The organism is Stutzerimonas sp. C6.4V, assembly GCF_058536345.1.
This window is the reverse complement of record NZ_JBZUBM010000002.1, coordinates 259,257-284,001: the sequence shown is the minus strand read 5'-3', so window position 1 is coordinate 284,001 and position 24,745 is coordinate 259,257. Positions and strand designations below refer to the sequence as shown.

General features: G+C 62.0%; 28 protein-coding genes. 7 read left to right on the top strand and 21 right to left on the bottom strand.

Annotation, left to right across the window (positions count from 1 at the left end):
• Positions 1-44 precede the first annotated feature (44 nt).
• Both AC4LFW_RS17175 and AC4LFW_RS17170 read left to right on the top strand, forming a co-directional pair.
• Positions 45-299: a hypothetical protein gene (locus AC4LFW_RS17175; RefSeq protein ID WP_491820599.1), complete on the top strand. Its 255-nt coding sequence runs from the start codon at positions 45-47 to the stop codon at positions 297-299.
• A gap of 10 nt (positions 300-309) precedes the next feature.
• Positions 310-855 (top strand): lipocalin family protein, encoded by a 546-nt coding sequence (locus tag AC4LFW_RS17170; protein WP_491820597.1) that lies wholly within the window; start codon positions 310-312, stop codon positions 853-855.
• Positions 856-911: 56 nt separating this feature from the next.
• Here AC4LFW_RS17170 and AC4LFW_RS17165 read toward each other — a convergent pair whose 3' ends face one another.
• Positions 912-1,343, bottom strand: a complete 432-nt coding sequence (locus AC4LFW_RS17165) for a hypothetical protein (protein WP_491820595.1) — start codon at positions 1,341-1,343, stop codon at positions 912-914.
• A gap of 78 nt (positions 1,344-1,421) precedes the next feature.
• On the opposite strand from AC4LFW_RS17165, the gene pip reads away from it, so the two are divergent.
• Positions 1,422-2,393 carry a prolyl aminopeptidase gene (pip, locus tag AC4LFW_RS17160; protein ID WP_491820594.1) on the top strand — a complete coding sequence of 324 codons (972 nt, stop codon included), beginning with the start codon at positions 1,422-1,424 and terminating at the stop codon, positions 2,391-2,393.
• On the top strand, positions 2,393-2,830 hold the full coding sequence (dtd, locus tag AC4LFW_RS17155) for a D-aminoacyl-tRNA deacylase (protein WP_491820593.1): 438 nt from the start codon (positions 2,393-2,395) through the stop codon (positions 2,828-2,830). Before pip ends, dtd begins: the two co-directional genes overlap by 1 nt.
• Before the next feature lie 19 nt (positions 2,831-2,849).
• Here dtd and AC4LFW_RS17150 read toward each other — a convergent pair whose 3' ends face one another.
• The 15 genes from AC4LFW_RS17150 to trmL all read right to left on the bottom strand — a co-directional run bounded on the left by AC4LFW_RS17150 (position 2,850) and on the right by trmL (position 15,050).
• Positions 2,850-3,269: a UPF0158 family protein gene (locus AC4LFW_RS17150; protein WP_491820592.1), complete on the bottom strand. Its 420-nt coding sequence runs from the start codon at positions 3,267-3,269 to the stop codon at positions 2,850-2,852.
• 98 nt (positions 3,270-3,367) lie between these two features.
• Complete coding sequence (locus AC4LFW_RS17145; protein WP_491820591.1) at positions 3,368-4,075, bottom strand: 16S rRNA (uracil(1498)-N(3))-methyltransferase; 708 nt, start codon at positions 4,073-4,075, stop codon at positions 3,368-3,370.
• Complete coding sequence (gene tatC / locus AC4LFW_RS17140) at positions 4,072-4,875, bottom strand: twin-arginine translocase subunit TatC (protein WP_491820590.1); 804 nt, start codon at positions 4,873-4,875, stop codon at positions 4,072-4,074. The genes AC4LFW_RS17145 and tatC overlap by 4 nt, the downstream gene beginning before the upstream one ends.
• Positions 4,872-5,261: a Sec-independent protein translocase protein TatB gene (tatB, locus tag AC4LFW_RS17135; protein ID WP_491820589.1), complete on the bottom strand. Its 390-nt coding sequence runs from the start codon at positions 5,259-5,261 to the stop codon at positions 4,872-4,874. The genes tatC and tatB overlap by 4 nt, the downstream gene beginning before the upstream one ends.
• A gap of 6 nt (positions 5,262-5,267) precedes the next feature.
• Positions 5,268-5,498, bottom strand: a complete 231-nt coding sequence (tatA, locus tag AC4LFW_RS17130; RefSeq protein ID WP_491820588.1) for a twin-arginine translocase TatA/TatE family subunit — start codon at positions 5,496-5,498, stop codon at positions 5,268-5,270.
• A gap of 24 nt (positions 5,499-5,522) precedes the next feature.
• Complete coding sequence (locus tag AC4LFW_RS17125; protein ID WP_491820587.1) at positions 5,523-5,855, bottom strand: phosphoribosyl-ATP diphosphatase; 333 nt, start codon at positions 5,853-5,855, stop codon at positions 5,523-5,525.
• Complete coding sequence (gene hisI, locus AC4LFW_RS17120) at positions 5,848-6,243, bottom strand: phosphoribosyl-AMP cyclohydrolase (RefSeq protein WP_491820586.1); 396 nt, start codon at positions 6,241-6,243, stop codon at positions 5,848-5,850. The genes AC4LFW_RS17125 and hisI overlap by 8 nt, the downstream gene beginning before the upstream one ends.
• Before the next feature lie 49 nt (positions 6,244-6,292).
• A complete protein-coding gene (gene ubiB, locus AC4LFW_RS17115) occupies positions 6,293-7,903 on the bottom strand; it encodes a ubiquinone biosynthesis regulatory protein kinase UbiB (protein ID WP_491820585.1) in 1,611 nt (536 codons plus the stop codon).
• A complete protein-coding gene (locus tag AC4LFW_RS17110; protein WP_491820584.1) occupies positions 7,900-8,520 on the bottom strand; it encodes a ubiquinone biosynthesis accessory factor UbiJ in 621 nt (206 codons plus the stop codon). The genes ubiB and AC4LFW_RS17110 overlap by 4 nt, the downstream gene beginning before the upstream one ends.
• A complete protein-coding gene (gene ubiE / locus AC4LFW_RS17105) occupies positions 8,520-9,290 on the bottom strand; it encodes a bifunctional demethylmenaquinone methyltransferase/2-methoxy-6-polyprenyl-1,4-benzoquinol methylase UbiE (protein ID WP_491820583.1) in 771 nt (256 codons plus the stop codon). The genes AC4LFW_RS17110 and ubiE overlap by 1 nt, the downstream gene beginning before the upstream one ends.
• A gap of 147 nt (positions 9,291-9,437) precedes the next feature.
• Entirely contained in the window at positions 9,438-9,812 is a 375-nt protein-coding gene (locus tag AC4LFW_RS17100) for a gamma-butyrobetaine hydroxylase family protein (protein ID WP_491820582.1), read from the bottom strand.
• Positions 9,813-9,898: 86 nt separating this feature from the next.
• Positions 9,899-11,245, bottom strand: coding sequence for an ATP-dependent protease ATPase subunit HslU (hslU, locus tag AC4LFW_RS17095; protein WP_491820581.1), 1,347 nt, complete (start codon positions 11,243-11,245; stop codon positions 9,899-9,901).
• A 190-nt stretch (positions 11,246-11,435) separates the two neighbouring features.
• A complete protein-coding gene (gene hslV, locus AC4LFW_RS17090) occupies positions 11,436-11,972 on the bottom strand; it encodes an ATP-dependent protease subunit HslV (protein ID WP_491820579.1) in 537 nt (178 codons plus the stop codon).
• A 135-nt stretch (positions 11,973-12,107) separates the two neighbouring features.
• Positions 12,108-14,471 carry an FdhF/YdeP family oxidoreductase gene (locus tag AC4LFW_RS17085; RefSeq protein ID WP_491820577.1) on the bottom strand — a complete coding sequence of 788 codons (2,364 nt, stop codon included), beginning with the start codon at positions 14,469-14,471 and terminating at the stop codon, positions 12,108-12,110.
• A gap of 117 nt (positions 14,472-14,588) precedes the next feature.
• Positions 14,589-15,050 carry a tRNA (uridine(34)/cytosine(34)/5-carboxymethylaminomethyluridine(34)-2'-O)-methyltransferase TrmL gene (gene trmL / locus AC4LFW_RS17080; protein WP_491820576.1) on the bottom strand — a complete coding sequence of 154 codons (462 nt, stop codon included), beginning with the start codon at positions 15,048-15,050 and terminating at the stop codon, positions 14,589-14,591.
• Between trmL and AC4LFW_RS17075 the strand changes: the two genes are divergently transcribed.
• On the top strand, positions 15,049-15,489 hold the full coding sequence (locus tag AC4LFW_RS17075) for a hypothetical protein (protein WP_491820574.1): 441 nt from the start codon (positions 15,049-15,051) through the stop codon (positions 15,487-15,489). The two genes, trmL and AC4LFW_RS17075, sit on opposite strands and share 2 nt — an antisense overlap.
• 14 nt (positions 15,490-15,503) lie before the next feature.
• Here AC4LFW_RS17075 and ntrC read toward each other — a convergent pair whose 3' ends face one another.
• The 5 genes from ntrC to glnA all read right to left on the bottom strand — a co-directional run bounded on the left by ntrC (position 15,504) and on the right by glnA (position 20,935).
• Positions 15,504-16,943 (bottom strand): nitrogen regulation protein NR(I), encoded by a 1,440-nt coding sequence (gene ntrC, locus AC4LFW_RS17070; protein WP_491820573.1) that lies wholly within the window; start codon positions 16,941-16,943, stop codon positions 15,504-15,506.
• On the bottom strand, positions 16,940-18,022 hold the full coding sequence (gene glnL / locus AC4LFW_RS17065; protein ID WP_491820572.1) for a nitrogen regulation protein NR(II): 1,083 nt from the start codon (positions 18,020-18,022) through the stop codon (positions 16,940-16,942). Before glnL ends, ntrC begins: the two co-directional genes overlap by 4 nt.
• 167 nt (positions 18,023-18,189) lie before the next feature.
• Positions 18,190-18,819: a DUF4124 domain-containing protein gene (locus AC4LFW_RS17060; RefSeq protein WP_491820570.1), complete on the bottom strand. Its 630-nt coding sequence runs from the start codon at positions 18,817-18,819 to the stop codon at positions 18,190-18,192.
• Positions 18,816-19,343, bottom strand: a complete 528-nt coding sequence (locus tag AC4LFW_RS17055) for a DUF4124 domain-containing protein (RefSeq protein WP_491820569.1) — start codon at positions 19,341-19,343, stop codon at positions 18,816-18,818. Before AC4LFW_RS17055 ends, AC4LFW_RS17060 begins: the two co-directional genes overlap by 4 nt.
• A 185-nt stretch (positions 19,344-19,528) precedes the next feature.
• Positions 19,529-20,935: a glutamate--ammonia ligase gene (gene glnA, locus AC4LFW_RS17050; RefSeq protein ID WP_491820568.1), complete on the bottom strand. Its 1,407-nt coding sequence runs from the start codon at positions 20,933-20,935 to the stop codon at positions 19,529-19,531.
• A gap of 345 nt (positions 20,936-21,280) precedes the next feature.
• Between glnA and thiI the strand changes: the two genes are divergently transcribed.
• Both thiI and typA read left to right on the top strand, forming a co-directional pair.
• Positions 21,281-22,765: a tRNA uracil 4-sulfurtransferase ThiI gene (gene thiI / locus AC4LFW_RS17045; RefSeq protein WP_491820567.1), complete on the top strand. Its 1,485-nt coding sequence runs from the start codon at positions 21,281-21,283 to the stop codon at positions 22,763-22,765.
• 130 nt (positions 22,766-22,895) lie between these two features.
• Positions 22,896-24,716 (top strand): translational GTPase TypA, encoded by a 1,821-nt coding sequence (typA, locus tag AC4LFW_RS17040; RefSeq protein WP_491820566.1) that lies wholly within the window; start codon positions 22,896-22,898, stop codon positions 24,714-24,716.
• The last annotated feature ends 29 nt before the right edge of the window (positions 24,717-24,745 follow it).

Sequence of the window (24,745 nt, the reverse complement as noted above, 5' to 3'; positions counted from 1 at the left end):
GCACGGCCAAGCAAGGCCAGCTGCCGATCATCAAAGGAACCGCCATGTCGTTGCGCCACTTGTCACTGATTGTCGTTGTCGTACTGTTGGCTGCGTGCAGCCCCGTAACACAGGAAAATTTCGCCAAGCTGCAGGCCGGGATGCCCCGCGCCGAGGTTGAGAAGCTCCTGGGCAAGCCAGGCGAATGCGCTGGCGCGCTGGGTATGTCGAGCTGCACCTGGGGCCAGAAGAACCGCTTTATCAGCATTCAGTTCGCAGGCGACAAGGTCATGATGTTCTCTGGCCAAGGTCTGAAATAAAGGAGAACCCATGCGTCATTCCGCCATGTTGTTGGTTGCACTGCTGCTTGCTGGTTGCGCAGGTTCAGGCTCAGATGCAGGGGAGCCCGCCACCACCGGGCACGTTGATTTGCAGCGTTATCAGGGCACCTGGTATGAACTCGCGCGCTTGCCGATGTTCTTCCAGCGCAACTGTGTCCGTTCACAGGCGCAATACAGCCTGCAGGACGAAGGAAGCCTGGCGGTGACCAATCGCTGTGAAACCAAAAGTGGGGAGTGGGAGCAGGCGCAGGGCGAGGCGTTTCCTCAGCAGGAAGGGCAGACCGACAAGCTCTGGGTTCGTTTCGATAATTGGTTCAGCAACCTGTTTCCAGGCCTGACCAAGGGCGACTACTGGATTCTCTATCTGGCCGACGACTACAGCGTCGCGTTGGTGGGCAGCCCTGACCGGGACTATCTCTGGCTCCTCTCCCGTGAGGAACAGGTTGACGAGGCGACCCGCGATACGCTGCTCGATGAAGCTCACAAGCGCGGCTACGACACCAGCGAGCTGATCTGGCGTGGCGAATCGGGCTGACGTCTGCCAAACAGGCCGCTGTCGATCGGGCGCTGTAGCTCAGGAGGCGGGCGTGGCTATTCCCAGCTCAGGCGCGCCAGCTGCCATTCGCCGTCCGTAAGCCACCATTCAAGGCGGACGTCGTAGTGGCCCAGGCGCTGCGGTAACAGCCCCTCGGCGCCTGTCAGGGCCACCTGGGCTTCGGTATAACCCTTGTCGCGGTACGTGGAGTCGACCCAGCTGCGGCTGTTGAGCGCGATCACCCGCACATTGCGATGACGCAGGAACATCAAGGCGGCGGTGCGTCGAACCCAGTCCCGGTCCAGCTCCCGGTTGGCGCTGAACTCACTATGGATATGCTCCATCAGCCTGGAAGTGTCCTTGTCTTCGATGCTGTCCTGTACCGACTGGGCTGCCAAAGCCAAAGCGGCCTGAGAGTCATCGCGACCGCAACCAGCCAGAAGCAGCGCCATGGCCATCAGAGCCGCGGCTAATTTCCATACAGGCATGCCTAACCTCCCGAACCTCGTTATGATGCCGGAAACGTCAGGCGGACATTGACCCGCGTACCGACCACGGAGTGTGCCATGCAGACCTTGTATCCGGAGATCAAACCCTACGCCCGACATGAACTGGCTGTGCAAGCGCCGCACGTGCTTTATGTCGACGAGAGTGGGTCACCGGAGGGCCTGCCTGTGCTGTTTGTCCACGGTGGTCCGGGGGGCGGTTGCGATGCCCTGAGCCGACGCTTCTTCGACCCGAACCTGTATCGCATCATCACCTTTGATCAGCGCGGCTGTGGCCGCTCCACGCCTCACGCGAGCCTGGAAAACAATACGACCGCCCACCTGATCGCCGACATGGAGCAGATCCGCGAGTCGCTTGGTATCGACAAGTGGGTGCTGTTTGGCGGTTCCTGGGGCTCGACCCTGTCCCTCGCCTACGCCCAGGCGTTCCCTGAACATGTACACGCGCTGATCCTACGGGGGATTTTTCTCTGCCGGCCAAAGGACTTCGCCTGGTTTTACCAGGATGGCGCGAGCCGCCTGTTCCCTGACTACTGGCAGGACTTCATCGCGCCGATTCCGCAGGACGAGCGCGGCGACCTGATGCAGGCGTTCTACAAGCGGCTGACCGGTACGGACCAGATAGCGCAGATGCACGCCGCCAAGGCCTGGTCCTGCTGGGAAGGTCGCACTGCCACCTTGCGGCCCAACACTCAGGTGGTTGACCGTTTCTCCGATACCCACCGGGCCTTGGCGATGGCGCGTATCGAATGCCATTACTTCGTCAACCAGGCCTTTCTCGACCCGGATCAGCTGCTGCGCGACATGCACAAGATTGCGCACCTGCCGGGCATCATCGTTCACGGCCGTTACGATGTCATCTGCCCGCTGGACAATGCCTGGGCGCTGCACGAGGCCTGGCCAAACAGCGAATTGCAGATTATCCGCGAAGCCGGGCATTCGGCGTCTGAATCTGGCATCTGTGATGCGCTGGTGCGAGCCGCTGCCGATATCGCCCGGCGCCTGCTCGACGTACCGCCCGAGGAAGCCTGATGAAAGCACTGATCCAGCGCGTACGCCATGCGCGGGTCGAAGTTGCCGGGATGGAGGTCGGTTCGATCGATCAGGGGTTGCTGGTGCTGGTTGGCGTTGAGCGCAAGGATGACCGTACGAGGGCTGACAAGCTGTTGCATAAGCTGCTGCGCTACAGGGTCTTCAGCGACGAGCAGGGCAGGATGAATCGCTCACTGACGGACGTTGGCGGCGGTCTGCTGCTGGTCTCGCAGTTCACCCTGGCAGCCGATACGGGCAGTGGCCTGCGCCCAAGCTTTTCAACTGCGGCGCCCCCGGACCTTGGCGAGCAGCTTTACGATTACCTGGTGGCCCAGGCGCGCCTGCAACATGCCCAGGTGGCGTGTGGGCGCTTCGGTGCGGATATGCAGGTGCACCTGCAGAACGACGGGCCGGTAACCTTCCTGCTGGAAAGCTGAGCCGCAACGGACAGCCGATTCAGTGCTTCGAGGCTTCCAGTCCGTTTTCGTGAAGCCAGGTAACCGCGTATTCACGTAACTGCACCGTCTGATAGTCCAGCCAGGCCTGGCGCACTTCCGGAAAGTCTTCCAGCTTGAAATCGAAGGTCCGCAGCGGTTTGCGCCCCAGTAGCGCATTGCTTAGCACTGCATGGGCGTTGGGGTCGTGCTGGGTATAAAGGAAGGCTTCGCGCATGGCGATCGATTGCGCAAGCCCGAGCGGCTCGATACGCACGAAACGGTCGTCCTGTACGTCATATTTCTCGTTAACGCCCGGCGCGGCTTCGCCAGGAAAAACGGCGCGGATCTGGCCGGATTCGAGGTCCAGGTAATGCTCGCTGGCATCGCGGTTGTCCAGCGCGTATTCCAGGCGATGAAGGTCGATGGTCAAGGGTCGCATGGCTACAACTGTTATCAGGGTTCACTGCTTCTGACAGGGATGCACCGACTGCGTGCACTACGTTCATCGGTACTGTGTCGCATCTCCGATACACAGAGTCAGAAAAGCCGTGCCAGCAGCGCGCTTACGGCGGTCTCCACGCGCAGAATGCGCTCGCCGAGCTGTACGGGCTGCAGGCCGGCCTCGGTCAGCTTGTCCACTTCATAGGGTATCCAGCCGCCTTCGGGACCAATCGCCAGCGTTACCGGTCCGGTCAATGCTCGGGGACAGGGTGGATAATCGCCTGGGTGGCCGATCAGGCCGCAAGTACCTGCCACCAGCTGTGGCAGGCGGTCCTCGACGAAGGGTTTGAAGCGATTTTCGATCGTGACCTCGGGTAACACGGTGTCGCGGGCCTGCTCCAATCCGAGTAGCAGCTGTTCGCGAATGGCCTGCGGCTCGAGGAAGGGGGTCTGCCAGAAGCTCTTTTCCACGCGGTAGCTATTGAGTAACACGAGCCTGGGCACGCCCATGCTGGCTACTGTCTGTAGTACACGGCGCAGCATCTTGGGGCGCGGCAGGGCCAGCAACAGGGTAACGGGCAATTTGGCCGGTGGGGCTTGCTGCAGCTCGATCCTGAGTTCGGCTTCCCTGGCATCCAGACGCAGCAGGCGCCCCTGGCCCATTGGCCCATCTAGCACCCCGACCCGCAGGCACTCGCCCGCCTCGGCGCGGTGAACTTCCTGGATGTGCTTCAGGCGGCGGTCACGCAGGATCACCCGATCGGCGGCAACAAAGTCGGCCGCCTCCAGCAACAACAGATTCACGGGTGCGAGGCAGGCGGCTGATCGCTGGAGCGGGCCTCGTTGTCGTCGGCGTCGCCACGAAACTCCTGCTCACGCTTCTTGACCATGCTGCCGCAGATCAGGCCGGCTTCGAAGAGTATCCACATAGGCACCGCAAGCAGGGCCTGGGAAAAGACATCCGGTGGGGTCAGCACCATGCCGATCACGAAACAGCCCACCACGACATAGGGGCGGCTCTTGCGCAGGGTAGCTACGTCAACGATGCCGACCCAGATCAGCAGGAAGGTCGCCACCGGTATCTCGAACGCGACTCCAAAGGCAAAGAACAGCGTCAGGACGAAATCCAGGTACTGGCCGATGTCGGTCATCATCGCCACGCCTTCGGGCGTCACGCTGGCAAAGAAGCCGAACATGATCGGGAAGACCACGAAGTACGCGAAGGCCATGCCACCGTAGAAGAGGAAGATGCTGGAGATCAGCAACGGCACCGCAACGCGCTTTTCATGCTTGTACAGACCGGGCGCAATAAAGCTCCAGATCTGGTGCAGGATCACGGGCATCGACAGAAACAACGCCACCATCATGGTCAGCTTGAACGGTGTCAGGAACGGCGAGGCCACGCCGGTGGCGATCATCGTCGCGCCTTCTGGCAGGTAGGCTCGCAGTGGTGCGGCCACCAGCGCATAGATCTGCTGTGAGAAATAGAACAACCCGCCGAACAGCAGCAGGATCGCCACCACGCAGCGCAGCAGGCGCTTACGCAGTTCCGTCAGGTGGGCGATCAGCGGCATTTCCTGATCATCAATGGAAGTATTGCTCATGGCTCAGGCGATTTGTCCGGGCGAGGTACGGGGGCCGTGTCGGCGGGTTTGGCTTCTATAGGCGCTGGCTCTTCGAGATGGCTGGCATCCGGTGGCGGTGTGGCCGATTGCGGAGATGGCGTGCTGTTGGTGCTGGGCGAACTGGGCATGATGCTCTGCTTCATTTCCCGCTCGAGGTCGAGGATGCGCTCGTTGTGGAGCTGACGGCGAATTTCGTCGGCGCCAATCTCGCGCTCGACCTCGGATTTGATATTGGCAAAGCTCCGCTTGGCGCGCCCAACCCAAAGTCCTGCGGTGCGCACGGCACCAGGCAAGCGCTCAGGGCCCAATACGAACAGCGCAACCAGGCCGATCAGTAGCAGTTCGGTGAAACCGATATCGAACATGGCGCCTCAGTTCTTCTTTGTCGGTTCTTCGACCTTGCGGGCCTCGGCATCGATGGTGTGATTCTGCTTCTCTTCGGCGCTCGGCTTTTCTTCGTCGGTGCCCATGGACTTGCGGAAGCCCTTGATGGCGTCACCCAGGTCCGAGCCCAGACCCTTGAGACGCTTGGTGCCGAAAAGCATGATCACGATAAGCAGAACGATCAGGAGCTGCCAGACGCTGATTCCACCAAAACCCATGCTGCAATACTCCGAAGTTATCTATCAGGTTTGTGGGCGAGCGGCTTTTTCCGCATGCCCGGAGAGACCGAATCGGCGGTCCAGTTCGTCCAGTACCGCCTGAGGATGCTGATCGAGAGCGGCCAGCATTACCAGGCTGTGAAACCAGAGGTCGGCGGTTTCGTAGATCAGGTCGCTGGCGTCACCGCTGGAGGCGGCATCCTTGGCGGCCAGAATGGTTTCCACCGACTCCTCACCAACCTTCTCGAGAATCTTGTTCAGGCCCTTGTGATACAGGCTTGCCACATATGAACTGTCCGCTGCGGCGCCCTTGCGGGCTTCCAGCACCTCGGCCAGACGGGCGAAGGTGTCACTCATGTGCGTGTCCTGCATAAATGGCGTTTGGATCCTTCAGCACCGGGTCGACGGATTTCCAGTCACCATTCTCGAACACCCGGTAGAAGCAACTTTCCCGACCGGTATGACAGGCAATTCCGCCAACCTGCTCGACCAGCATTACGATTACGTCGGCATCGCAGTCCAGGCGCAGCTCGTGCAGCCGCTGGACATGACCGGACTCCTCGCCCTTGCGCCACAGCTTGCCACGCGAACGTGACCAATAGATGGCGCGGTTTTCCGCAGCCGTAAGCTCCAGTGCTTCCCGATTCATCCAGGCCATCATCAGGATGCGCCCGGTCTGGTGATCCTGGGCGATGGCCGGCACCAGGCCGTCTTCGTTCCAGTTGATGTGGTCCAGCCAGTTCATCGAATTCTCCGCTCAATGGCCCAAGTGTGCCAGCCTCGTGGACCGGTGGCTATCGGCGCACCACGATGTAGACGCCTGTTACCAGCATCAGCCAGGCAGGCCAGGCGGCAACCGACGAAAAACTCTCCACCGTGGCCGCCAGGGTTGCACCGCCGCCCAGGAGTAGAGCGCCCACGAGGCGCAGCGGCCAGTGGCGGTGATGCTCGTGCCACGGCGGCGGCAGATTGTGCGCATGGGGCCCGGACATGCGCTCCAGCAACTCGCGGGTCATGCCTGCCAGGTGCGGCAGTTGTTCGATCTGCGCCTGTGCGTTCTTCAACAGCTGTTTCGGGCTCATGCGCTCACGCATCCAGCGCTCCAGGTAGGGCTGGCCAGTGGCCCAGAGGTCCAGCTCGGGATACAGCTCGCGGCCCAGCCCCTCGATGTTGAGCAGCGTCTTCTGCAACAGCACCAACTGCGGCTGGACTTCCATGTTGAAGCGACGGGCGACCTGGAACAGGCGCACCAGCAACTGGCCGAAGGAGATGTCCTTTAGCGGCTTTTCGAAGATCGGCTCGCAGACGGTACGAATCGCTGCTTCGAATTCGTTGACCTTGGTTTCCGCCGGTACCCAGCCGGAATCGATGTGCAACTGGGCTACCTTGCGGTAGTCGCGGCGGAAGAAGGCCATCAGGTTGCGCGCCAGGTAGTCCTGATCTTCCGGTGTCAGGCTGCCGACGATGCCGAAGTCGACCGCGATGTACTGCGGGTTCCAGGGCTGATGGGTGCTGACGAAGATGTTGCCGGGGTGCATGTCGGCGTGGAAGAAGCTGTCGCGAAAGACCTGGGTGAAGAAGATCTCCACACCGCGTTCGGCCAGCTGTTTCATGTCGGTGCGCTGTTCGGCCAGGCGCTTCATGTCCGTCACCGGCACGCCGTAGATGCGCTCCATGACCAGCACCTGCGGGCGGCACAGGTCCCAGTAGACCTGGGGCACGTAGAGCAACGGAGAGCCCTGGAAGTTGCGCTTGAGCTGGCTGGCGTTCGCCGCCTCGCGCAGCAGGTCGAGTTCATCGTAGATGGTCTTGGCGTAGTCATCGACCACTTCCACCAGATGCAGGCGGCGGGCTTCGGTGGAGGCGCGTTCGGCCGTTTTTGCCAGCAGGAACAGCCAGGCGATGTCCTGGCTGATGATCGGCCGCAGGTTGGGCCTGACAACCTTGACCACTACTTCCTCACCGCTGCGCAGCTTGGCGGCGTGTACCTGGGCGACCGAGGCGGAGGCCAGCGGCTTGCTGTCGAAACGGGCAAAGACCTCGCCAACCGGTGCGCCCAGCTGGCGTTCGATCAGCGCCGTGGCGACGGCCGAATCGAAGGGAGGCACGCGGTCCTGCAGCATCGACAGTTCTTCGGCGATATCCAACGGCAGCAGGTCACGGCGGGTCGAGAGAATCTGGCCGAACTTGATGAAGATCGGCCCGAGGCCTTCGAGGGCCAGGCGCAGACGTGCGCCGCGGGACAGGTGGCGGTTGCGGCGGGGCAGCCAGCGCCAGGGCAGCAGGTAGCCTGTCGCACGCAGCCACCAGGGCATTGGCAGGTCGAGGATGATGTCGTCCAGGCGGTAGCGGATCACCACCAGCAGGATGCGAAACAGGCGGCGAGCCGCGGCGAACAGCTTCATTCGGATCGGTCTGGTTTCAGTTGGGTGAGCCGTTCGACCCGGGCTTCGAGTCGGTCGAGGTCCAGCTTGAGGCGGTCGAGCTCGGCGAAGCGTGTTTCTGCCTCGGCCATGCCAACCAGTGCACGTGATTCTTCGCTGAGGTAGTCGGCCAGATCCTGGCGCAGGCTGTCGGCGCTCTGGCGCAACCAGTCGGCCTGGTTGCGCAAGCTGGAGCCCAGCAACTGCGTGGCGACCGGGCCGAGCAGGCGGGACACTTCGTATTCCCAGTCCAGCTCCAGGTCCTGCAGTACTTCGGCCAAAGCCATCAGTGCGCCGCTGTCGCCCTCGATGTCGACGTCGGGTCCATGCAGGACCGCCGTCTTGTTCTGGCTGGTGGCCAGGCGGACCAGGCTGGAGGCTGACGCACGCAGACGACAGTCCGGTTCGCTGGCCCAGTCTGCTGCCAGCCGCAGGCCATCGGCGTCGGCCAGGATGAACAGCCGCCAGGCCGGCGCCGTGCAGTCTATCTCGATGATCCGGCCGCTGAGCTGGGTCAGCCGCGGCAGGGCAGTCGGGTCCAGGCGCAGGAGGCGGTTGATCGCGCCTTCAGCGCCGGCCAGCACGGCGGTGCGCAGCATCAGGGCTTGATGCCGCGGTGCAGGGCGACGATGCCGCCGGTCATGTTGTGGTAGGTAACACGCTCGAAACCGGCATCGGCCATCATGCCCTTGAGGGTTTCCTGATCCGGATGCATGCGGATCGACTCGGCCAGGTAGCGGTAGCTCTCGGAATCGTTGGTAATCAGCTTGCCCATCATCGGCAGCAGGCTGAACGAATAGGCGTCGTAGGCCTTGGAGAACAGCTGGTTGGTGGGCTTGGAGAACTCCAGCACCAGCAGGCGGCCGCCGGGTTTGAGCACGCGCAGCATGGACGCGATGGCGTCTTCCTTGTGGGTCACGTTGCGCAGGCCAAAGGCGATGGTGACCACGTCGAAGTGGTTGTCCGGGAAGGGCAGCTTTTCGGCGTCGGCCTGGACAAACTTCACATTGCCCGCGACGCCCTTGTCGAGCAGTCGATCGCGACCGACCTTTAGCATCGAGGCGTTGATGTCCGCCAGCACCACTTCGCCGGTCGGACCGACAATTCGCGAAAACTGCCGCGTCAGGTCGCCGGTGCCGCCAGCAATGTCCAGCACGCGGTTGCCGTGACGCACCCCGGACAGCTCGATGGTGAAGCGCTTCCAGAGACGGTGCACGCCAGCGGACATCAAGTCGTTCATCAGGTCGTACTTGGCGGCTACGGAGTGGAATACCTCGGCCACCTTCCGGGCTTTTTCGCTTTCCGGCACGTTCTTGTAGCCGAAGTGCGTGATGGGTTCTGCGGCAGGCTCTTTGCGGGGATCGGTCATGTCACTGTCACCGGAAGAATGTGCGGGGCATTCTAAACCTAAATGGTGCCAAAGCCGACATCAGCGCAAGGCAGGGCGCAGAAGTGCAGGGGACAAGCGGCAGGCCAAAGCAAATGCCGGCAGGGTTGCGCTGTACAGCCCCAGCCGTCAAAGCATCAACTTGACCGGCGAAACATCCGGATCGCGCGATTTGCCCACCCTGGCCAGCGCCTCCAGGTAACCCTCCCACAGCGCCTGCTGATGGGTGGCCAGATGATGCAGGTAATCCCAGGTGTACAGACCGCTGTCGTGACCATCGCTGAAGACAAGCTTCAGGGCGTACTGCCCGGCTGGTTCGATACCCTCGAGCGCAACATTGATTTTGCCGGTCTGCAGCACCGGATTGCCGTGCCCCTGCACTTCGGCAGACGGCGAGTGGACACGCAGGAACTCGGCGGGCAGCACATGACGCTGCTCCGGCCCGTACTCCAGCTCCAGTGTCCTGGAGCGCTTGTGCAGCTTGATTGCGGTGGGGATGTGCATATAAAGAACCGAAGAGAGGCTGGACGGCTGGAGGCTGAACGAGGGCGGCTCTTTCGTCCAGCCTTCAGCCTCCAGCATCCGGCCGGTTAAAGGATGTACCGCGACAGGTCTTCGTCTTCGGCCAGCTCGCCGAGATGGCTGTTGACGTATTCGGTGTCGATGCGGATCGGTTCGCCATTCTGCTGTCCGGCCAGGTCGCCTGCGCTGAAGGAGACTTCCTCAAGGAGGCGTTCGAGCAGGGTATGCAAGCGGCGCGCACCGATGTTCTCGGTCTTTTCGTTGACCTGCCAGGCGATCTGGGCCAGACGCTTGATGCCGTCCTCGGAGAACTCGATGGCGAGCCCTTCGGTCTTCAGCAATTCGCGGTACTGCTCGGTCAGCGAGGCGTGCGGTTCGGTGAGGATGCGTTCGAAGTCTTCCGGCGACAGGGCCTTGAGCTCGACACGAATCGGCAGGCGCCCCTGCAGCTCCGGTACCAGATCGCTGGGCTTGGACAGGTGGAACGCGCCCGAGGCAATGAACAGGATGTGGTCGGTCTTGACCATGCCCAGCTTGGTGTTGACCGTGCTGCCTTCGATCAGCGGCAAGAGGTCGCGCTGCACGCCTTCACGGGAGACGTCGGCGCCGCTGGTATTGCCGCGCTTGGCGACCTTGTCGATCTCGTCGATAAAGACGATGCCGTGCTGCTCCACCGCTTCCAGAGCCCGGGACTTGAGTTCTTCCTCGTTGACCAGGCGCGCGGCCTCCTCGTCGCGGACCAGCTTGAGCGCGTCCCTGATCTTCAGTTTGCGGCTCTTCTTTTTGCCCTTGCCCATGTTGGAGAACAGGCTCTGCAGCTGGTTGGTCATCTCCTCCATGCCCGGCGGGGCCATGATCTCGACGCCGCCCGGGTTCTCGGCAACTTCGATATCGATTTCCTTGTCATCCAGCTGGCCTTCGCGCAACCGCTTGCGAAATAGCTGACGCGTGTTGGAATCGGTGCTCTGCACCGGTTGCTCATCGTTGAATCCGGCCGGGCGCGCCTGGGGCAGAAGTGCATCGAGGATGCGCTCTTCCGCCGCGTCTTCGGCACGATGGCGCATCTTCACCACTTCCTGCTCACGCAGCATCTTCAGGGCAGCGTCGGCCAGATCACGGATGATGGATTCGACATCCCGACCGACATAACCGACTTCGGTAAACTTTGTCGCTTCCACTTTGATGAATGGCGCGTTGGCCAGCTTGGCCAGGCGACGAGCAATCTCGGTCTTGCCGACGCCGGTCGGGCCGATCATCAGGATGTTCTTTGGCGTCACTTCCGGGCGCAGCTCGGCGGGGAGCTGCATGCGCCGCCAACGGTTGCGAAGGGCAATGGCGACGGCACGCTTGGCGTCGTCCTGGCCGATGATGTGGCGGTTGAGTTCGTGGACGATCTCGCGAGGCGTCATGGACATTTTTGTTACTCCCGAAGCTGGCAGGGCACAGGCCAGGTCGTTAGAAAAAAACGAGGTGAGGCAGGCAAGGCAGTGCAAAAACAGGCGAGGTAGCGGGCCGTGGTGGCCTCAGTCGGTCGGCCCGACCCGGCTCGCGACAAGCCTGTCTTTAGCGAAAAATTGCCAATGCAGGTAGTTTTCCGTCGGCCTGTCAGATCGCGCTGTCCAGCTCCTCGATGGTGAGATTCTGGTTGGTGAAGACACAGATGGTGCCGGCAATGTTAAGTGCGGTTTCGGTGATGTCCTGTGCGGACATGCTCTCGTCACCCTTCTGCATCAGGGCCATCGCGGCAGCCTGGGCGAACCCGCCGCCGGAACCCATGGCGATCAGGTCGTTCTCCGGCTGCACCACGTCACCATTGCCGGTGATGATCAGCGAGGCGTCCTTGTTGGCCACGGCGAGCATGGCTTCCAGGCGACTCAGCGAACGATCGGTCCGCCAGTCCTTGGCCAGCTCAACGGCCGCACGTACCAGATGGCCCTGGTGTTTTTCCAGCTGGCCTTCGAAGCGCTCGAAGAGGGTGAAGGCATCAGCGGTGGCACCGGCGAAGCCTGCCAGCACCTGGCCGTGGTAGAGGCGCCGGACCTTCTTGGCGTTGCCTTTCATGACGGTGTTGCCAAGGGAAACCTGGCCGTCGCCGCCCATGACGACTTTGCCGTTGCGGCGCACTGAAACGATGGTGGTCAAAGGGAAAATCTCCACGCAGCGGGGCGATGAATGCCCGAATGCGCTTGATATGGGGGACCCTGCTGCGCATTTCAACCGATGTAGGCAATCCGCGGCTGTGTGCGCCCCCATCGGCAAGCGCCGATAGGGGGTGGCTCATGCGGCGCCGACGCCTGCCGGCGGGTCAGGCTCGGTGGGGGCGGGTCGGTCATCGCCAAACGCGATCACCTTGCGCACCCTTACCGGGATGGACTTCGCTGCCGGCACTTTGCTGCGTTCGGCATGATGCCATACGGGCAACAGCGCATTGCATTCGGGGTAGTAGCCGGCACAGCAGCCTTCGGGTATGTCATAGGGGGTGACCCGCAAGGGGCCGACCGACCGATGTATGCCGTCGTGCACGACGGTTATCGCCTCGATCTTGTCCCCTTCGGCCAGGCCGAGGCGTGCCATGTCGTTGCTGTTCATCAGGATCACTGCGCGGGTACCCTGAATGCCCCGGAAGCGGTCGTTGTACCCGTAGACAGTGGTGTTGAACTGGTCATTGCTGCGCAACGTCATCAGTTGCAGGACGTCGCGCTGCTCGTGGCCGCCTTCCTCCGTGTCCGGATCTTCGGCCAGCGCCGGCGGGTTGATGAAGTTGGCCTTGCCGGTCTCGGTCGCCCACTCGCGCTTGCTCGCACCCAGCGGGCGATGGAAGCCGCCCGGCTCCAGCATACGGGTATTGAAATCATGAAAGATGTCGGGATAGCTCTCGGCGATGGCGCTGCGCACCAGAGCATAGTCACCGACCCAGGCATCCCAATCGAGGCTGGGGGTGTCCGGCAGCGTTGCCTTGGCCAGGCGTGCCACGATAGCGGGCTCCGACAGCAACAGCTCGCCGGCAGGTTCAGCCACGCCGCGCCAGGCGCGAATACAGCCGGTGCTGTCCTCGGTGGTGTGGCGCTGCTCGCCGGTCGCCTGACGGTCGATCTCGGTGCGGCCCAGACACGGCAGGATATAGGACACCTTGCCGGTCACCAGATGATTGCGGTTCAGTTTGGTCGAGACCTGCACGGAGAGCTGCAGCTTGCGCCAGGCCGGCTCCATTTGCAGGGTGTCGGGGATGGCCCGGACGAAATTGCCGCCCATCGCCACAAAGCCCTTTACCCTGCCCGCCAGGATGCCTTCGCAGGCCTCGATGGTATTCACCCCGTCTTCCGCAGGCGGCTCGAAGCCGAACTGGCGCCGCAAATTGTCGGCCGGCACCTTCTTTGCCTTTTCGGTGATACCCACCGTCCGCTGACCCTGCACGTTCGAATGCCCGCGCACCGGTAGGATTCCGGCGCCTTCCTTGCCCATGTTGCCCCTCAGCAGCAACAGATTGACCAGCATCTGGATGGTCTGAACACCATAGCGGTGCTGGGTCAGGCCCATGCCGTAGGCGGCGATGACCCGGTTGCAGCGTGCATAGGCGACCGCTGCTGCTTCCATCGCGCCGCGACTCAGCCCGGAGCGGCGTTCCAGCAGTTGCCAGCTGTAGCCGCGCATGCGCGCTTCGAACGCTCCGAAGCCATGGGTGTGCTGCTCGATGAACGCGACATCCAGCACCCGCGGCTGCCCGTTGCCTACCGCTGCATCGTCCAGATCGAACAGCGCCTTGCAGATGCCGGCGATGGCCGCGATGTCGCCACCGATCTTCACCTGGTGATACTGGGTACTGATCTTGGTCTCGTCGGGGGTCATCATCTCCCGCGGTGACTGCGGATTGACGAAGCGCTCCAGTCCGCGTTCGCGAATGGGGTTGAAGGTGATGATCGGTGCGCCGCGCTCGCGTGCTTCCTGCAGGTCGTGGAGCATGCGTGGGCTGCAGGTGCCGGTGTTCTGGCCGAAGAACAGCATGCCGTCCATCTTGTGCATGTCGTTCAGCGTCACGGTGGCCACCGGCACCCCGATGCTTTCGGGCAGTGCGATGGAGGTGCTTTCATGGCACATGTTCGAGCTGTCGGGCAGATTGTTGGTGCCATAGATCCGCGCCAGGATGGCGAACATGTAGGCCGTCTCCAGCGCGGCGCGGCCGGACATGTAGAAGACCACCTGGTTGGGATCGGCCATGGCCTTGAGCTCGCGGCCGATTTCCTCGAAGGCCTGGTCCCAGCTGACCGGCTGATACTTGTCGCTGGCCGGGTCGTAACGCATGGGGTGGGTCAGGCGACCCTGCTGTTCCAGATCGAAGTCGGTCCAGTTGAGCAGCTCGGTCACGCTGTGACGTTCAAAGAACTCCGGACCACAGCGGCGGCTGGTGTTTTCCCAGGCGGTAGCCTTGGCGCCGTTCTCGCAGAACGACAGCGGGCGCGACGGGTGGGGTTTGGCCCAGGCGCAACTGACGCAGGCGAAGCCGTCGATGGGCTTGTTCTGTTTGAGCAACAAAGCCGCGCCGGCCAGTGGGATCCTTTCGCGGATCAGGATGTTGGCGACCGAATAGGCCGATCCCCAGCCGCCTGAAGGCGCAGTGTAGGGTTTGAACGTTGGCTGGCTCACGTCGTTCTCCTGTGCTGGGCGGGGAATACCGCGGCGGCAAGTACTAGTTACGACGTGGGGTCGGTTCGATTGTTCAACTGCGCTGATGACAGGGCTTGGCGCGGGCTCAACGCTGCGTCACTGGAGCGCGAAATCAAGCTGTCGCCAGGCTTCATAGACAGCAACGGCGACAGTGTTGGACAGATTCAGGCTACGGCTGTCGGGGCGCATGGGCAGGCGCAGGCGCTGCTCGTTGGGCAGCGCATCGCGGATTTCCGGTGGCAGACCGCGGCTTTCCGGGCCGAAGAGGAATGCGTCGCCGCGCCGATACTGCACCTGATGGAAGGGTTGCGAGCCCTTGGTTGTAAAGGCGAACAGCCGCGGCTGTCCGAGGCTGGCCAGGCAGGCGTCGAGGCTGGCGTGGCGCTTGAGCGGTGCGTACTCGTGATAATCCAGGCCCGCCCGGCGCAGGCGTTTGTCATCCAGCTCGAAGCCCAGGGGCTCGATCAGATGCAGGCTGCAGCCAGCATTGGCACATAGCCTGATAATGTTGCCGGTATTCGGCGGAATCTCCGGTTGAAAAAGGATCACATGGAACATGCGCGACACCCGCTCTGAAAACGACGCGCATTCTACTGCGCCTGTCGACCCGCTACCTCGTCTGCGCCGGCGCTTTTTCGGCTCGCTGGTGCTGCTCGGGTTGCTGTTCGGATCATTGCTGGGGCACGTTTTCAAGCCAGGGCCTGTGCAGTTGCTGCGTGTGGAGCCGGTGGGAGGTGGTCTGCAGCTGTGGTTCGATCGCGAGCCGGAGATCTACAGCCAGGATGTGGAGGGCGCGGTGGGTATGCTGTTCCAGGCCGAGGGCCGGGCCGAAACCGGGCGCCTCGACGTGGCCGGTGCGAGTGCCAGCTGGAGGGTGCAGACAACGGAGAAGGGCCTGCTGGTGCATGTCGTGGCGACCCGACCGCTGGCAGCCAGCTGGTCGGGCGACAAACTTGACGGTGACTGGCGCCTGCTCTTGCAGGTCCAGCCGCGCTAGCGAGCGTGCGGAGATCAGGCCTCCTCGCCTTCGTCCTCGTCGGGGCCGTCACCGCCCATGCCCAGTTCCTTGATCTTGCGCGTCAGGGTGTTGCGGCCCCAGCCGAGCAACAGCGCGGCATCGCGGCGGCGACCTGCGGTGTGCTTGAGCGCTGTCTCGATCATGATCCGCTCGAACGCCGGCACTGCCTCGTCCAGCAGGTTGGACTGGCCGCGAGCCAGCGCCAGGTCAGCCCAGTGGCGCAGTGCCTGCTCCCAATTGTTCGATGGCATGGAATCGGTCGGCTGGTTGAGCAGTTCCGGTGGCAGGTCGCTGACGTGCACCTCGCGCCCGGACGCCATGACCGTGATCCAGCGGCAGGTGTTCTCCAGCTGCCGCACGTTGCCTGGCCATGGCAGGTTCTGCAGGTACTCCTCGGTCTCGGGCTTGAGCAGCTTGGTTTCGACGGACAGCTCGGTGGCGGCATTGGCGAGGAAGTGTGAAGCCAGCGTCGGAATGTCCTCGCGGCGATCGGACAGGCGCGGAATATGGATGCGGATCACGTTCAGACGATGGAACAGGTCTTCTCGGAACTTGCCGGCCTGGACCAGGGTTTCCAGGTCCTGGTGAGTCGCGGCAATGATGCGCACGTCGACCTTGACCGGCGTATGGCCGCCGACCCGGTAGAACTCGCCATCAGCCAGGACGCGCAGCAGGCGAGTCTGGGTGTCGGCCGGCATGTCTCCGATCTCGTCCAGGAACAGGGTGCCGCCGTCGGCCTGCTCGAAGCGCCCACGGCGTTGGTTGGCCGCACCGGTAAAGGCGCCTTTTTCGTGACCGAACAGCTCGGATTCCATCAGATCCTTGGGAATCGCCGCCATGTTCAGGGCAATGAAGGGTGATGCCGAACGCGGGCTGTGACGGTGCAGGGCGTGGGCAACCAGTTCCTTGCCGGTACCGGATTCGCCATTGATCAACACGGTGATGTTGGAATGAGAGAGCCGGCCGATGGCGCGAAACACTTCCTGCATCGCCGGCGCTTCGCCAATGATCTCCGGTGTATGGCGCTGATCGGCCGGTGCCTTGCTGAGCCCCTGCTGCTCCTTGGCGTGCTGGTTGGCGCGCTTGACCAGAGACACTGCCTCATCCACGTCGAAAGGCTTGGGCAGGTACTCGAACGCGCCGCCCTGGTACGAGGCAACCGCGCTGTCGAGGTCCGAATGGGCGGTCATGATGATGACTGGCAGGCGCGGATAGAGATCACGGATCTGCGCCAGCAGGTCCAGGCCGCTTACGCCGGGCATGCGGATGTCGGAGATGATCACGTCGGGCTGCTGCCGCGAGAGTTTCGCCAGCACGCCATCGGCGCTGTCGAAGCTCTGGGTGGTCATGTTTTCCTGCTGCAGGGCCTTTTCGAGTACCCAGCGGATGGAGCGGTCATCGTCGACAATCCAGACAGTTTCACTGCGGCTCATGCGGTTGGTGCTCCTTGTTCCAGTGGCAGGAAAATCGAGAACGCGGTGTGCCCGGGATGGCTTTCGCATTCGATCAACCCCTGATGCTGACTGATGATGTTCTGGGTAATGGCCAGGCCCAGCCCGGTGCCATCCGGGCGACCGCTGACCATCGGGTAGAAGAGGGTGTTCTGCAGCTCGGCAGGAATGCCGGGGCCGTTGTCGATGATTTCGATGCGCGCCACCAGGCGATGCCGGATATGCCCGATGGTGAACTGGCGCAGGGTGCGGGTGCGCAGTGTGAGGCGGCCGAGCCCAAGCTCAGTCTGCCCGGCCAGCGCCTGCATGGCGTTGCGCATGATGTTGAGCACCGCCTGGATCATCTGCTCACGGTCCATCAGGACTTCGGGAATGCTCGGGTCGTAATCGCGCACCAAAATGAGGCTTCCCTGGCACTCGGCTTCGATCAGGCTGGCGACATGCTCAAGGACCTCATGAATGTTGGTCATCGACAGCGATGGCAACTTGTTCGAGCCCAGCATCCGGTCAACCAGGTTACGCAGGCGGTCAGCCTCTTCGATGATGACCTCTGTGTAGTCCTTCAGGTGCTCTTCGGGCAGCTCACGGGCCAGCAGCTGGGCCGCACCCCGTATGCCGCCGAGCGGATTCTTGATCTCGTGGGCGAGGCCGCGCACCAGCATCTTGGTGGTTTCCTGCTTGGATAGCTGCGCCTCTTCCTTAGTGATGCGCAGCAGGCGGTCGCGTGGCAGCACCTCGAGCAGCAGCATCGTCTCCTGCTTCGTCAGTATTGGCGTCACGGCGTAGTCCACGGTCAGCGACTGGCCGCTGGCGGAGGTCAGGGTCGCTTCCCGCTTGGTGAAGGGATGGGCTTCCTCGACAGCCAGGCGCAATGCGGCCAGGGCCTCGGATGATTCGGTGAAGAGTTCGCTGATGAACTGACCGTGGCTGCGCTGGCCGCTGACGGCAAGCAGCATCTCGGCGGCCGGATTCATGTGTTCCAGGCGCAGCCGTGAGTTGAGCAGCAAGGTGGCGGTGGTGAGGTTCTCGATCAGCAGGCGCTGTAGGGCTTCGTTGATCATGGCAGTCCGCATCCGGTGTGTAGAACGGGAAATGCAAGAAGCAAACCAAGGCGCTCCTTTTCGGCGCGGCACGGTGGGCACTGGCGCTCCAGAGCGGGGCGCGCTGGAAACGGGGTGACACGAATCGGGACGGCTTCGGCTGCGCACCATTGCGGTGCGCAGCATGATCACAGAAAGGGCACGAAGGGAATATCTTTCTTTTCCACTGGCTTGTCCCTGAGCGGGCACTCCGGGCGGACGCCGTAATCATCCTTCCTGCATGGATTGACCTGCCGGCGTTGCGCCAGGGAGGTGCGCATCATATGAAAGGCACGCGGCGTGCTGGCTTGCAGGGTCATTCCCTGGCTGTCGATCACTTCGACTAACAGCTCGTGGCTGCCTCGGTCGACGTTCTGCAACATCAATACAGGGCTCTCGCCTGGCGCGCCAAAGGGAGCGCCATCAAGCAGCAGCCGGTATTGGTGGCCGGGATGCAGGGCTGGGTCGCTGGTCACGCTGACGGTCAGTTCACCTGCATTGTTGCGGATGGTGGCATCGGGAGCTGGCTGCACGATATCGAGCAGCGCGTAACCCGGTGTGGCTGCCTCCAGCACCCTGACCGCCTGCTTTGGTGGAGGTAGCGGCTGGGCGGCCATGCTGTTGGCCGGCCTGGTCTCGACCTGCTCGGCGGCGCGACCACCAGGGCGGTCGGTGAAGACCCGATTACCCTCGGCATCGATATAGCTGTAGATCGCTGCGCTGGCCGGTAGGGCAAGCGTCAGCAACAGCCCGGGCAGGGCGAGCGTGGGGCGGATCATGGGCGGGCCGGGCTGGAGGTATGCACGCGCTGAACGGTGAACTGCTCCTCGGCGCGCTGCACAACCTGTCCGCCGCTGAGCACCTGGACTTCGATCAGGTGAGTGCCACGGTCGACGTTGGTCAGATGCAGCGCTGTGGTGTCGCCGGGTTCTGCCTGCGGCACGCCATCGAGTAGAAATCTAATCTGATGCCCTTGTTTCAGCGGCGGGTCGAGCTGCGCGTTGACGACGAAGGTGCCGTTGTTGGCACGCAACGCCTGTTCGTCCGGGACGCCGCCAATGGCGAGGCTGCGGTAAGGCTGCTGCTGACCCTCGCCGCTCTGCTCGTCGGCCAATGGTGGTGGTGCTTCCGGCGTCTTGATGTCTACGGTGTTGGCGGGCGGAAGGTCGACAGTATCGACCGCCACGCCTTCGGGCGGCTGATTGGTAAACACGGTGTTGCCCTTGTCGTCCGTGTATTTGTAGATCTGCGCCATGGCAGGTGCCATGAATGCGAGTAGCAGGCTGAACAATGCAATGCGCATGGGAGGCTCCGCGATGTGGGGTTCATAAAGCCTTGCACCGCTGGGCGGGCTAGGCAAGTGCGGTCGATGGGATTTGGGAGCGACGCCACTCCGGTTGCGTGGCGAGGCGTTGAGGGTCCTGTCTGGTGGCAGCGCAGAAACGAAAAAGCCTCCCGAAGGAGGCCTTTTCTGTCACGCGGACCGGATCAGACGCTGTAATACAGGTCGTATTCCAGCGGATGAACGAAGGTACGGACCTTGATTTCTTCCTCGCTCTTCAGCTCGAGGTAGGCGTCGATGAAGTCGTCGGAGAACACGCCGCCCTTGGTCAGGAACGCGCGGCCCTTGTCCAGCTCTTCCAGGGCTTCCTTCAGGCTGCCGCAAACCTGCGGGATCAGCTTGCCTTCTTCCGGCGGCAGATCGTACAGGTTCTTGTCCGCCGCATCGCCAGGGTGGATCTTGTTCTGGATGCCGTCCAGGCCAGCCATCAGCAGTGCAGCGAAGCACAGGTAAGGGTTGGCAGCCGGGTCCGGGAAGCGCGCTTCGATACGGCGGGCTTTCGGGCTGGAGACGTAAGGGATACGGATCGAGGCGGAACGGTTGCGCGCCGAGTAGGCCAGCATGACCGGCGCTTCGAAGCCTGGCACCAGACGCTTGTAGGAGTTGGTCGACGGGTTGGTGAAGCCGTTCAGAGCTTTACCATGCTTGATGATGCCGCCAATGAAGTACAGGGCGGTCTCGGACAGGCCGGCATAGCCTTCACCGGCGAAGGTGTTCTTGCCGTCTTTGGAGATCGACATGTGCACGTGCATGCCCGAACCGTTATCGCCGTACAGCGGCTTCGGCATGAAGGTAGCGGTCTTGCCATAGGCGTCGGCTACGTTGTGCACGCAGTATTTCAGGGTCTGGACTTCGTCAGCCTTGTTGACCAGCGTGTTGAACTTGACGCCGATTTCGTTCTGGCCGGCAGTCGCCACTTCGTGGTGATGCACTTCGACGACCAGGCCCATCTCTTCCATGGCGTTGCACATGGCAGTACGGATTTCGTGGTCGTGGTCGCACGGCGGAACTGGGAAATAGCCGCCTTTAACGGCTGGGCGATGGCCCTTGTTGCCGCCTTCGACGTCCTGATCGGTCATCCAGGAGCCTTGCTCGGAGTAGATCTTGAACATGGAGCCGGAGATGTCGGACTTGAACTTCACCTGGTCGAAGATGAAGAACTCAGGCTCCGGGCCTACGAATACGGTGTCACCGATACCGGTGGACTTGAGGAACTCCTCGGCGCGCTTGGCGATGGAGCGCGGGTCGCGGTCGTAGCCCTGCATGGTGCTCGGCTCGACGATGTCGCAGACCAGGATCAGGGTCGGTTCTTCAGTAAAGGGATCCAGTACGGCGGTTTCGTCGACCGGCATCAGGATCATGTCGGAGGCTTCGATGCCTTTCCAGCCATGAATGGAAGAGCCGTCGAACATCTTGCCGTGCTCGAAGAAATCTTCGTCCTGAGCATCACGTGCCGGAACGGTGACGTGGTGCTGCTTGCCCTTGGTGTCGGTGAAGCGCAGATCAATCCACTTCACATCGTAATCTTTGATCAGTTGAAGCGACTTCGACATGGTGCTCTCCAAGTGGTGGAAGCGTTGACAGAGACAAGCTTCCGAAATCTAGGGGTGAAGCCGAGCGGGGATACTCCGTCAAGGCGACCTGCCTCACAAGGGAGCAAATTGCATGCCAGTGCTCCGAGATGGGTCTGAAGCGCCTGGGACCGCCTTGGCGGGCCATACGTTTCGACATGCGGCACTAAATCGCCCTCCTGGCGCACTCTAATGGTGCGGTGCGTAACTGATATGACCCAGTATGGTGCGCAGAAGGCATCGCAGAATAAACTGTCTAAAGGTTGATCAAATTCCGATATACTCCGCCCCCCTCTTTTACGCCATGTCGGCGCACGCGCGTTTTCAATGAAGCTGATCGTCAAGGTTTTTCCCGAAATCACCATCAAGAGCCCGCCGGTACGCAAGGGTTTCATTCGCCAGCTGGCGAAGAACATCCGTACCGTGCTGCGCGACCTCGATCCCGGACTGCGGGTGGAGGGGGTGTGGGACAACGTCGAGGTGGAAACCGCAGTCAGTGATTTGAAGACATTGCACCAGATGATCGAGCGCCTGCGCTGCACGCCCGGCATCGCACATTGCCTTGAGGTGCATGAATACCCATTGGGGGATATGGACGACATCCTGGCCAAGTGCAAGGCCCACTACGCCGATCGCCTGCCGGGCAAGATCTTCGCGGTGCGCTGCAAGCGGGCCGGCAAACATCCGTTCAGTTCGATGGACGTCGAGCGCTATGTCGGCGGTGAGCTTCGCGTGCAGTGCGGTGCGGCCGGCATTTCCCTGAAGTCCCCGGAAATCGAGGTGCGGATGGAAATCCGCGACCAGCGCCTGTTTGTCGTGCACGCACAACACGACGGCATCGGCGGCTATCCGCTGGGTGCACTGGAGCAGACGCTGGTGCTCATGTCCGGCGGTTTCGACTCCACTGTAGCGGCTTACCAGATGATGCGCCGCGGCCTGATGACCCATTTCTGCTTCTTCAATCTGGGTGGCCGCGCCCACGAGCTGGGCGTGATGGAAGTTGCCCACTATTTATGGAAGAAGTACGGCAGCTCCCATCGCGTGCTCTTTATCAGCGTGCCGTTCGAAGAAGTCGTCGGTGAGATCCTCGAAAAGGTCGACAACAGCCAGATGGGCGTCGTGCTCAAGCGCATGATGCTGCGCGTATCGACGCAGATCGCCGAGCGCCTGCATATCGATGCACTGGTGACAGGCGAGGCGATTTCCCAGGTCTCCAGCCAGACCCTGCCGAATCTGTCGGTGATCGATTCGGCCACCGACATGCTGGTGCTGCGCCCGCTGATCGCCAGCCACAAGCAGGACATCATCGACACCGCATTCGAGATCGGCACCGCCGAGTTTGCCAAGAACATGCCCGAGTACTGTGGCGTCATCTCGGTAAACCCGACGACCAAGGCCAAGCGTTACCGCGTCGAGCACGAAGAGAAGCAGTTCGACATGGCCATCCTCGAGCGTGCCATGGCCAACGCCCGACAGGTCGCCATCGATCGCGTCATCGACGAGTTGGGTCAGGATTTGCAGGTCGAAGAAGTCGTCGAAGCAAGTGCAGGGCAGGTGGTGCTCGACATTCGCCATCCTGACCTTGCCGAGGACGAACCTCTTGAAATGCAAGGCATCGAAGTGCAAACGCTGCCCTTCTATGCGCTGAACAACCGCTTCAAGGAGCTGGATGAGAACCGCCAGTACCTGCTTTATTGCGATAAAGGTGTCATGAGCCGCCTGCATGCTCATCACTTGCTGAGCGAGGGGCACCAGAACGTGAGGGTTTATCGGCCGGTAGGCTTGAAGCTTGAAGCTGGAAGCTCGAAGTGAAACGTCTCTGTTCTACCAGCCACTTCGTCATCAGACGCAAGCACCCTCCCGACCCGGCGGTGTGCGCTGCCTTTTCTTCCGGCTTCCAGCTCCAGGCTGCCGGCTTTCAGCTTCTTTTAGGTACCCCAAAGTGATCGATAATCTCCGTAACATCGCCATCATCGCCCACGTTGACCATGGCAAAACCACACTGGTCGACAAGCTCCTGCGTCAGTCCGGCACCCTGGAGCGCGGCGAGCTCAACGACGAGCGCGTGATGGACAGCAACGACCAGGAAAAAGAGCGCGGCATCACCATCCTGGCCAAGAACACCGCCATTCGCTGGAACGAGTACCGCATCAACATCGTCGACACCCCCGGCCACGCCGACTTCGGCGGTGAAGTCGAGCGGGTGATGTCGATGGTCGACTCCGTGCTGCTGCTGGTCGACGCCCAGGACGGCCCGATGCCGCAAACCCGCTTCGTGACCAAGAAGGCCTTCGAGGCCGGCCTGCGTCCGATCGTGGTGATCAACAAGGTCGACCGTCCGGGCGCGCGTCCTGACTGGGTGCTGGACCAGATCTTCGACCTGTTCGACAACCTGGGCGCCACCGAAGAGCAGCTGGACTTCCAGGTTGTCTACGCCTCGGCCCTGAACGGCATCGCCGGTCTGGATCACACCGACATGGCCGAAGACATGACCCCGCTGTACCAGGCGATCGTCGATCACGTGCCAGCTCCGAAAGTCGATATCGACGGTCCGTTCCAGATGCAGATTTCCGCGCTGGACTACAACAGCTTCCTCGGCATCATCGGTGTCGGCCGTATCGCCCGCGGTCGCGTCAAGCCGAACACGCCCGTCACCGCTATCGACATGCATGGCAAGAAGCGTAACGGCCGTATCCTCAAGCTGATGGGTCACCACGGTCTGCACCGCGTCGACGTCGAAGAAGCCACCGCGGGCGACATCGTCTGCATCAGCGGTTTCGACGAGCTGTTCATCTCCGATACCCTATGCGACATGAACAACGTCGAAGCGATGAAGCCGCTGACTGTCGACGAGCCGACCGTTTCCATGACCTTCCAGGTCAACGATTCGCCGTTCTGCGGCAAGGAAGGCAAGTTCGTCACCAGCCGTAACATCAAGGAGCGCCTGGACAAGGAACTGCTGTACAACGTGGCCCTGCGCGTCGAAGAAGGCGACTCCGCGGACAAGTTCAAGGTCTCTGGCCGTGGTGAGCTGCACCTATCGGTACTGATCGAGAACATGCGCCGCGAAGGCTTCGAGATGGCTGTAGGTCGTCCGGAGGTGATCATCCGCGAAGTAGACGGCGTCAAGCACGAGCCGTTCGAGAACGTCACCATCGACATCCCTGAAGAAGCGCAGGGCAAGGTCATGGAAGAGATGGGCCTGCGCAAGGGCGACCTGAGCAACATGGTTCCGGATGGCAAGGGCCGCGTGCGCCTGGAATACAACATCCCGGCCCGTGGTCTGATCGGCTTCCGTAACCAGTTCCTGACCCTGACCAACGGCGCCGGCATCCTGACTTCGATCTTCGATCGCTACGACGTGATGAAGTCGGGCCACATGTCCGGCCGTCAGAACGGCGTACTGGTTTCGGTCGAAACAGGCAAGGCGCTGACCTACTCCCTGGAAACCCTGCAGGCGCGCGGCAAGCTGTTCGTCGAGCACGGCCAGGAGATCTACAACGGTCAGATCGTCGGCCTGAACAGCCGCGACAACGACCTGGGCGTCAACCCCACCAAGGGCAAGAAACTCGACAACATGCGTGCGTCGGGCAAGGACGAGACCATCGCCCTGGTCCCGCCGGTACGCTTCACCTTGGAACAGGCTCTGGAATTCATCCAGGACGACGAGCTGTGTGAAGTGACCCCGAAGTCGATCCGTCTTCGCAAGAAGATCCTCGACGAAGGCGAGCGCAACCGCGCGGCAAAGAAAGCCAAGGCTTGATGCTGGTTTAGCTGGAAATGAAAAGGCGC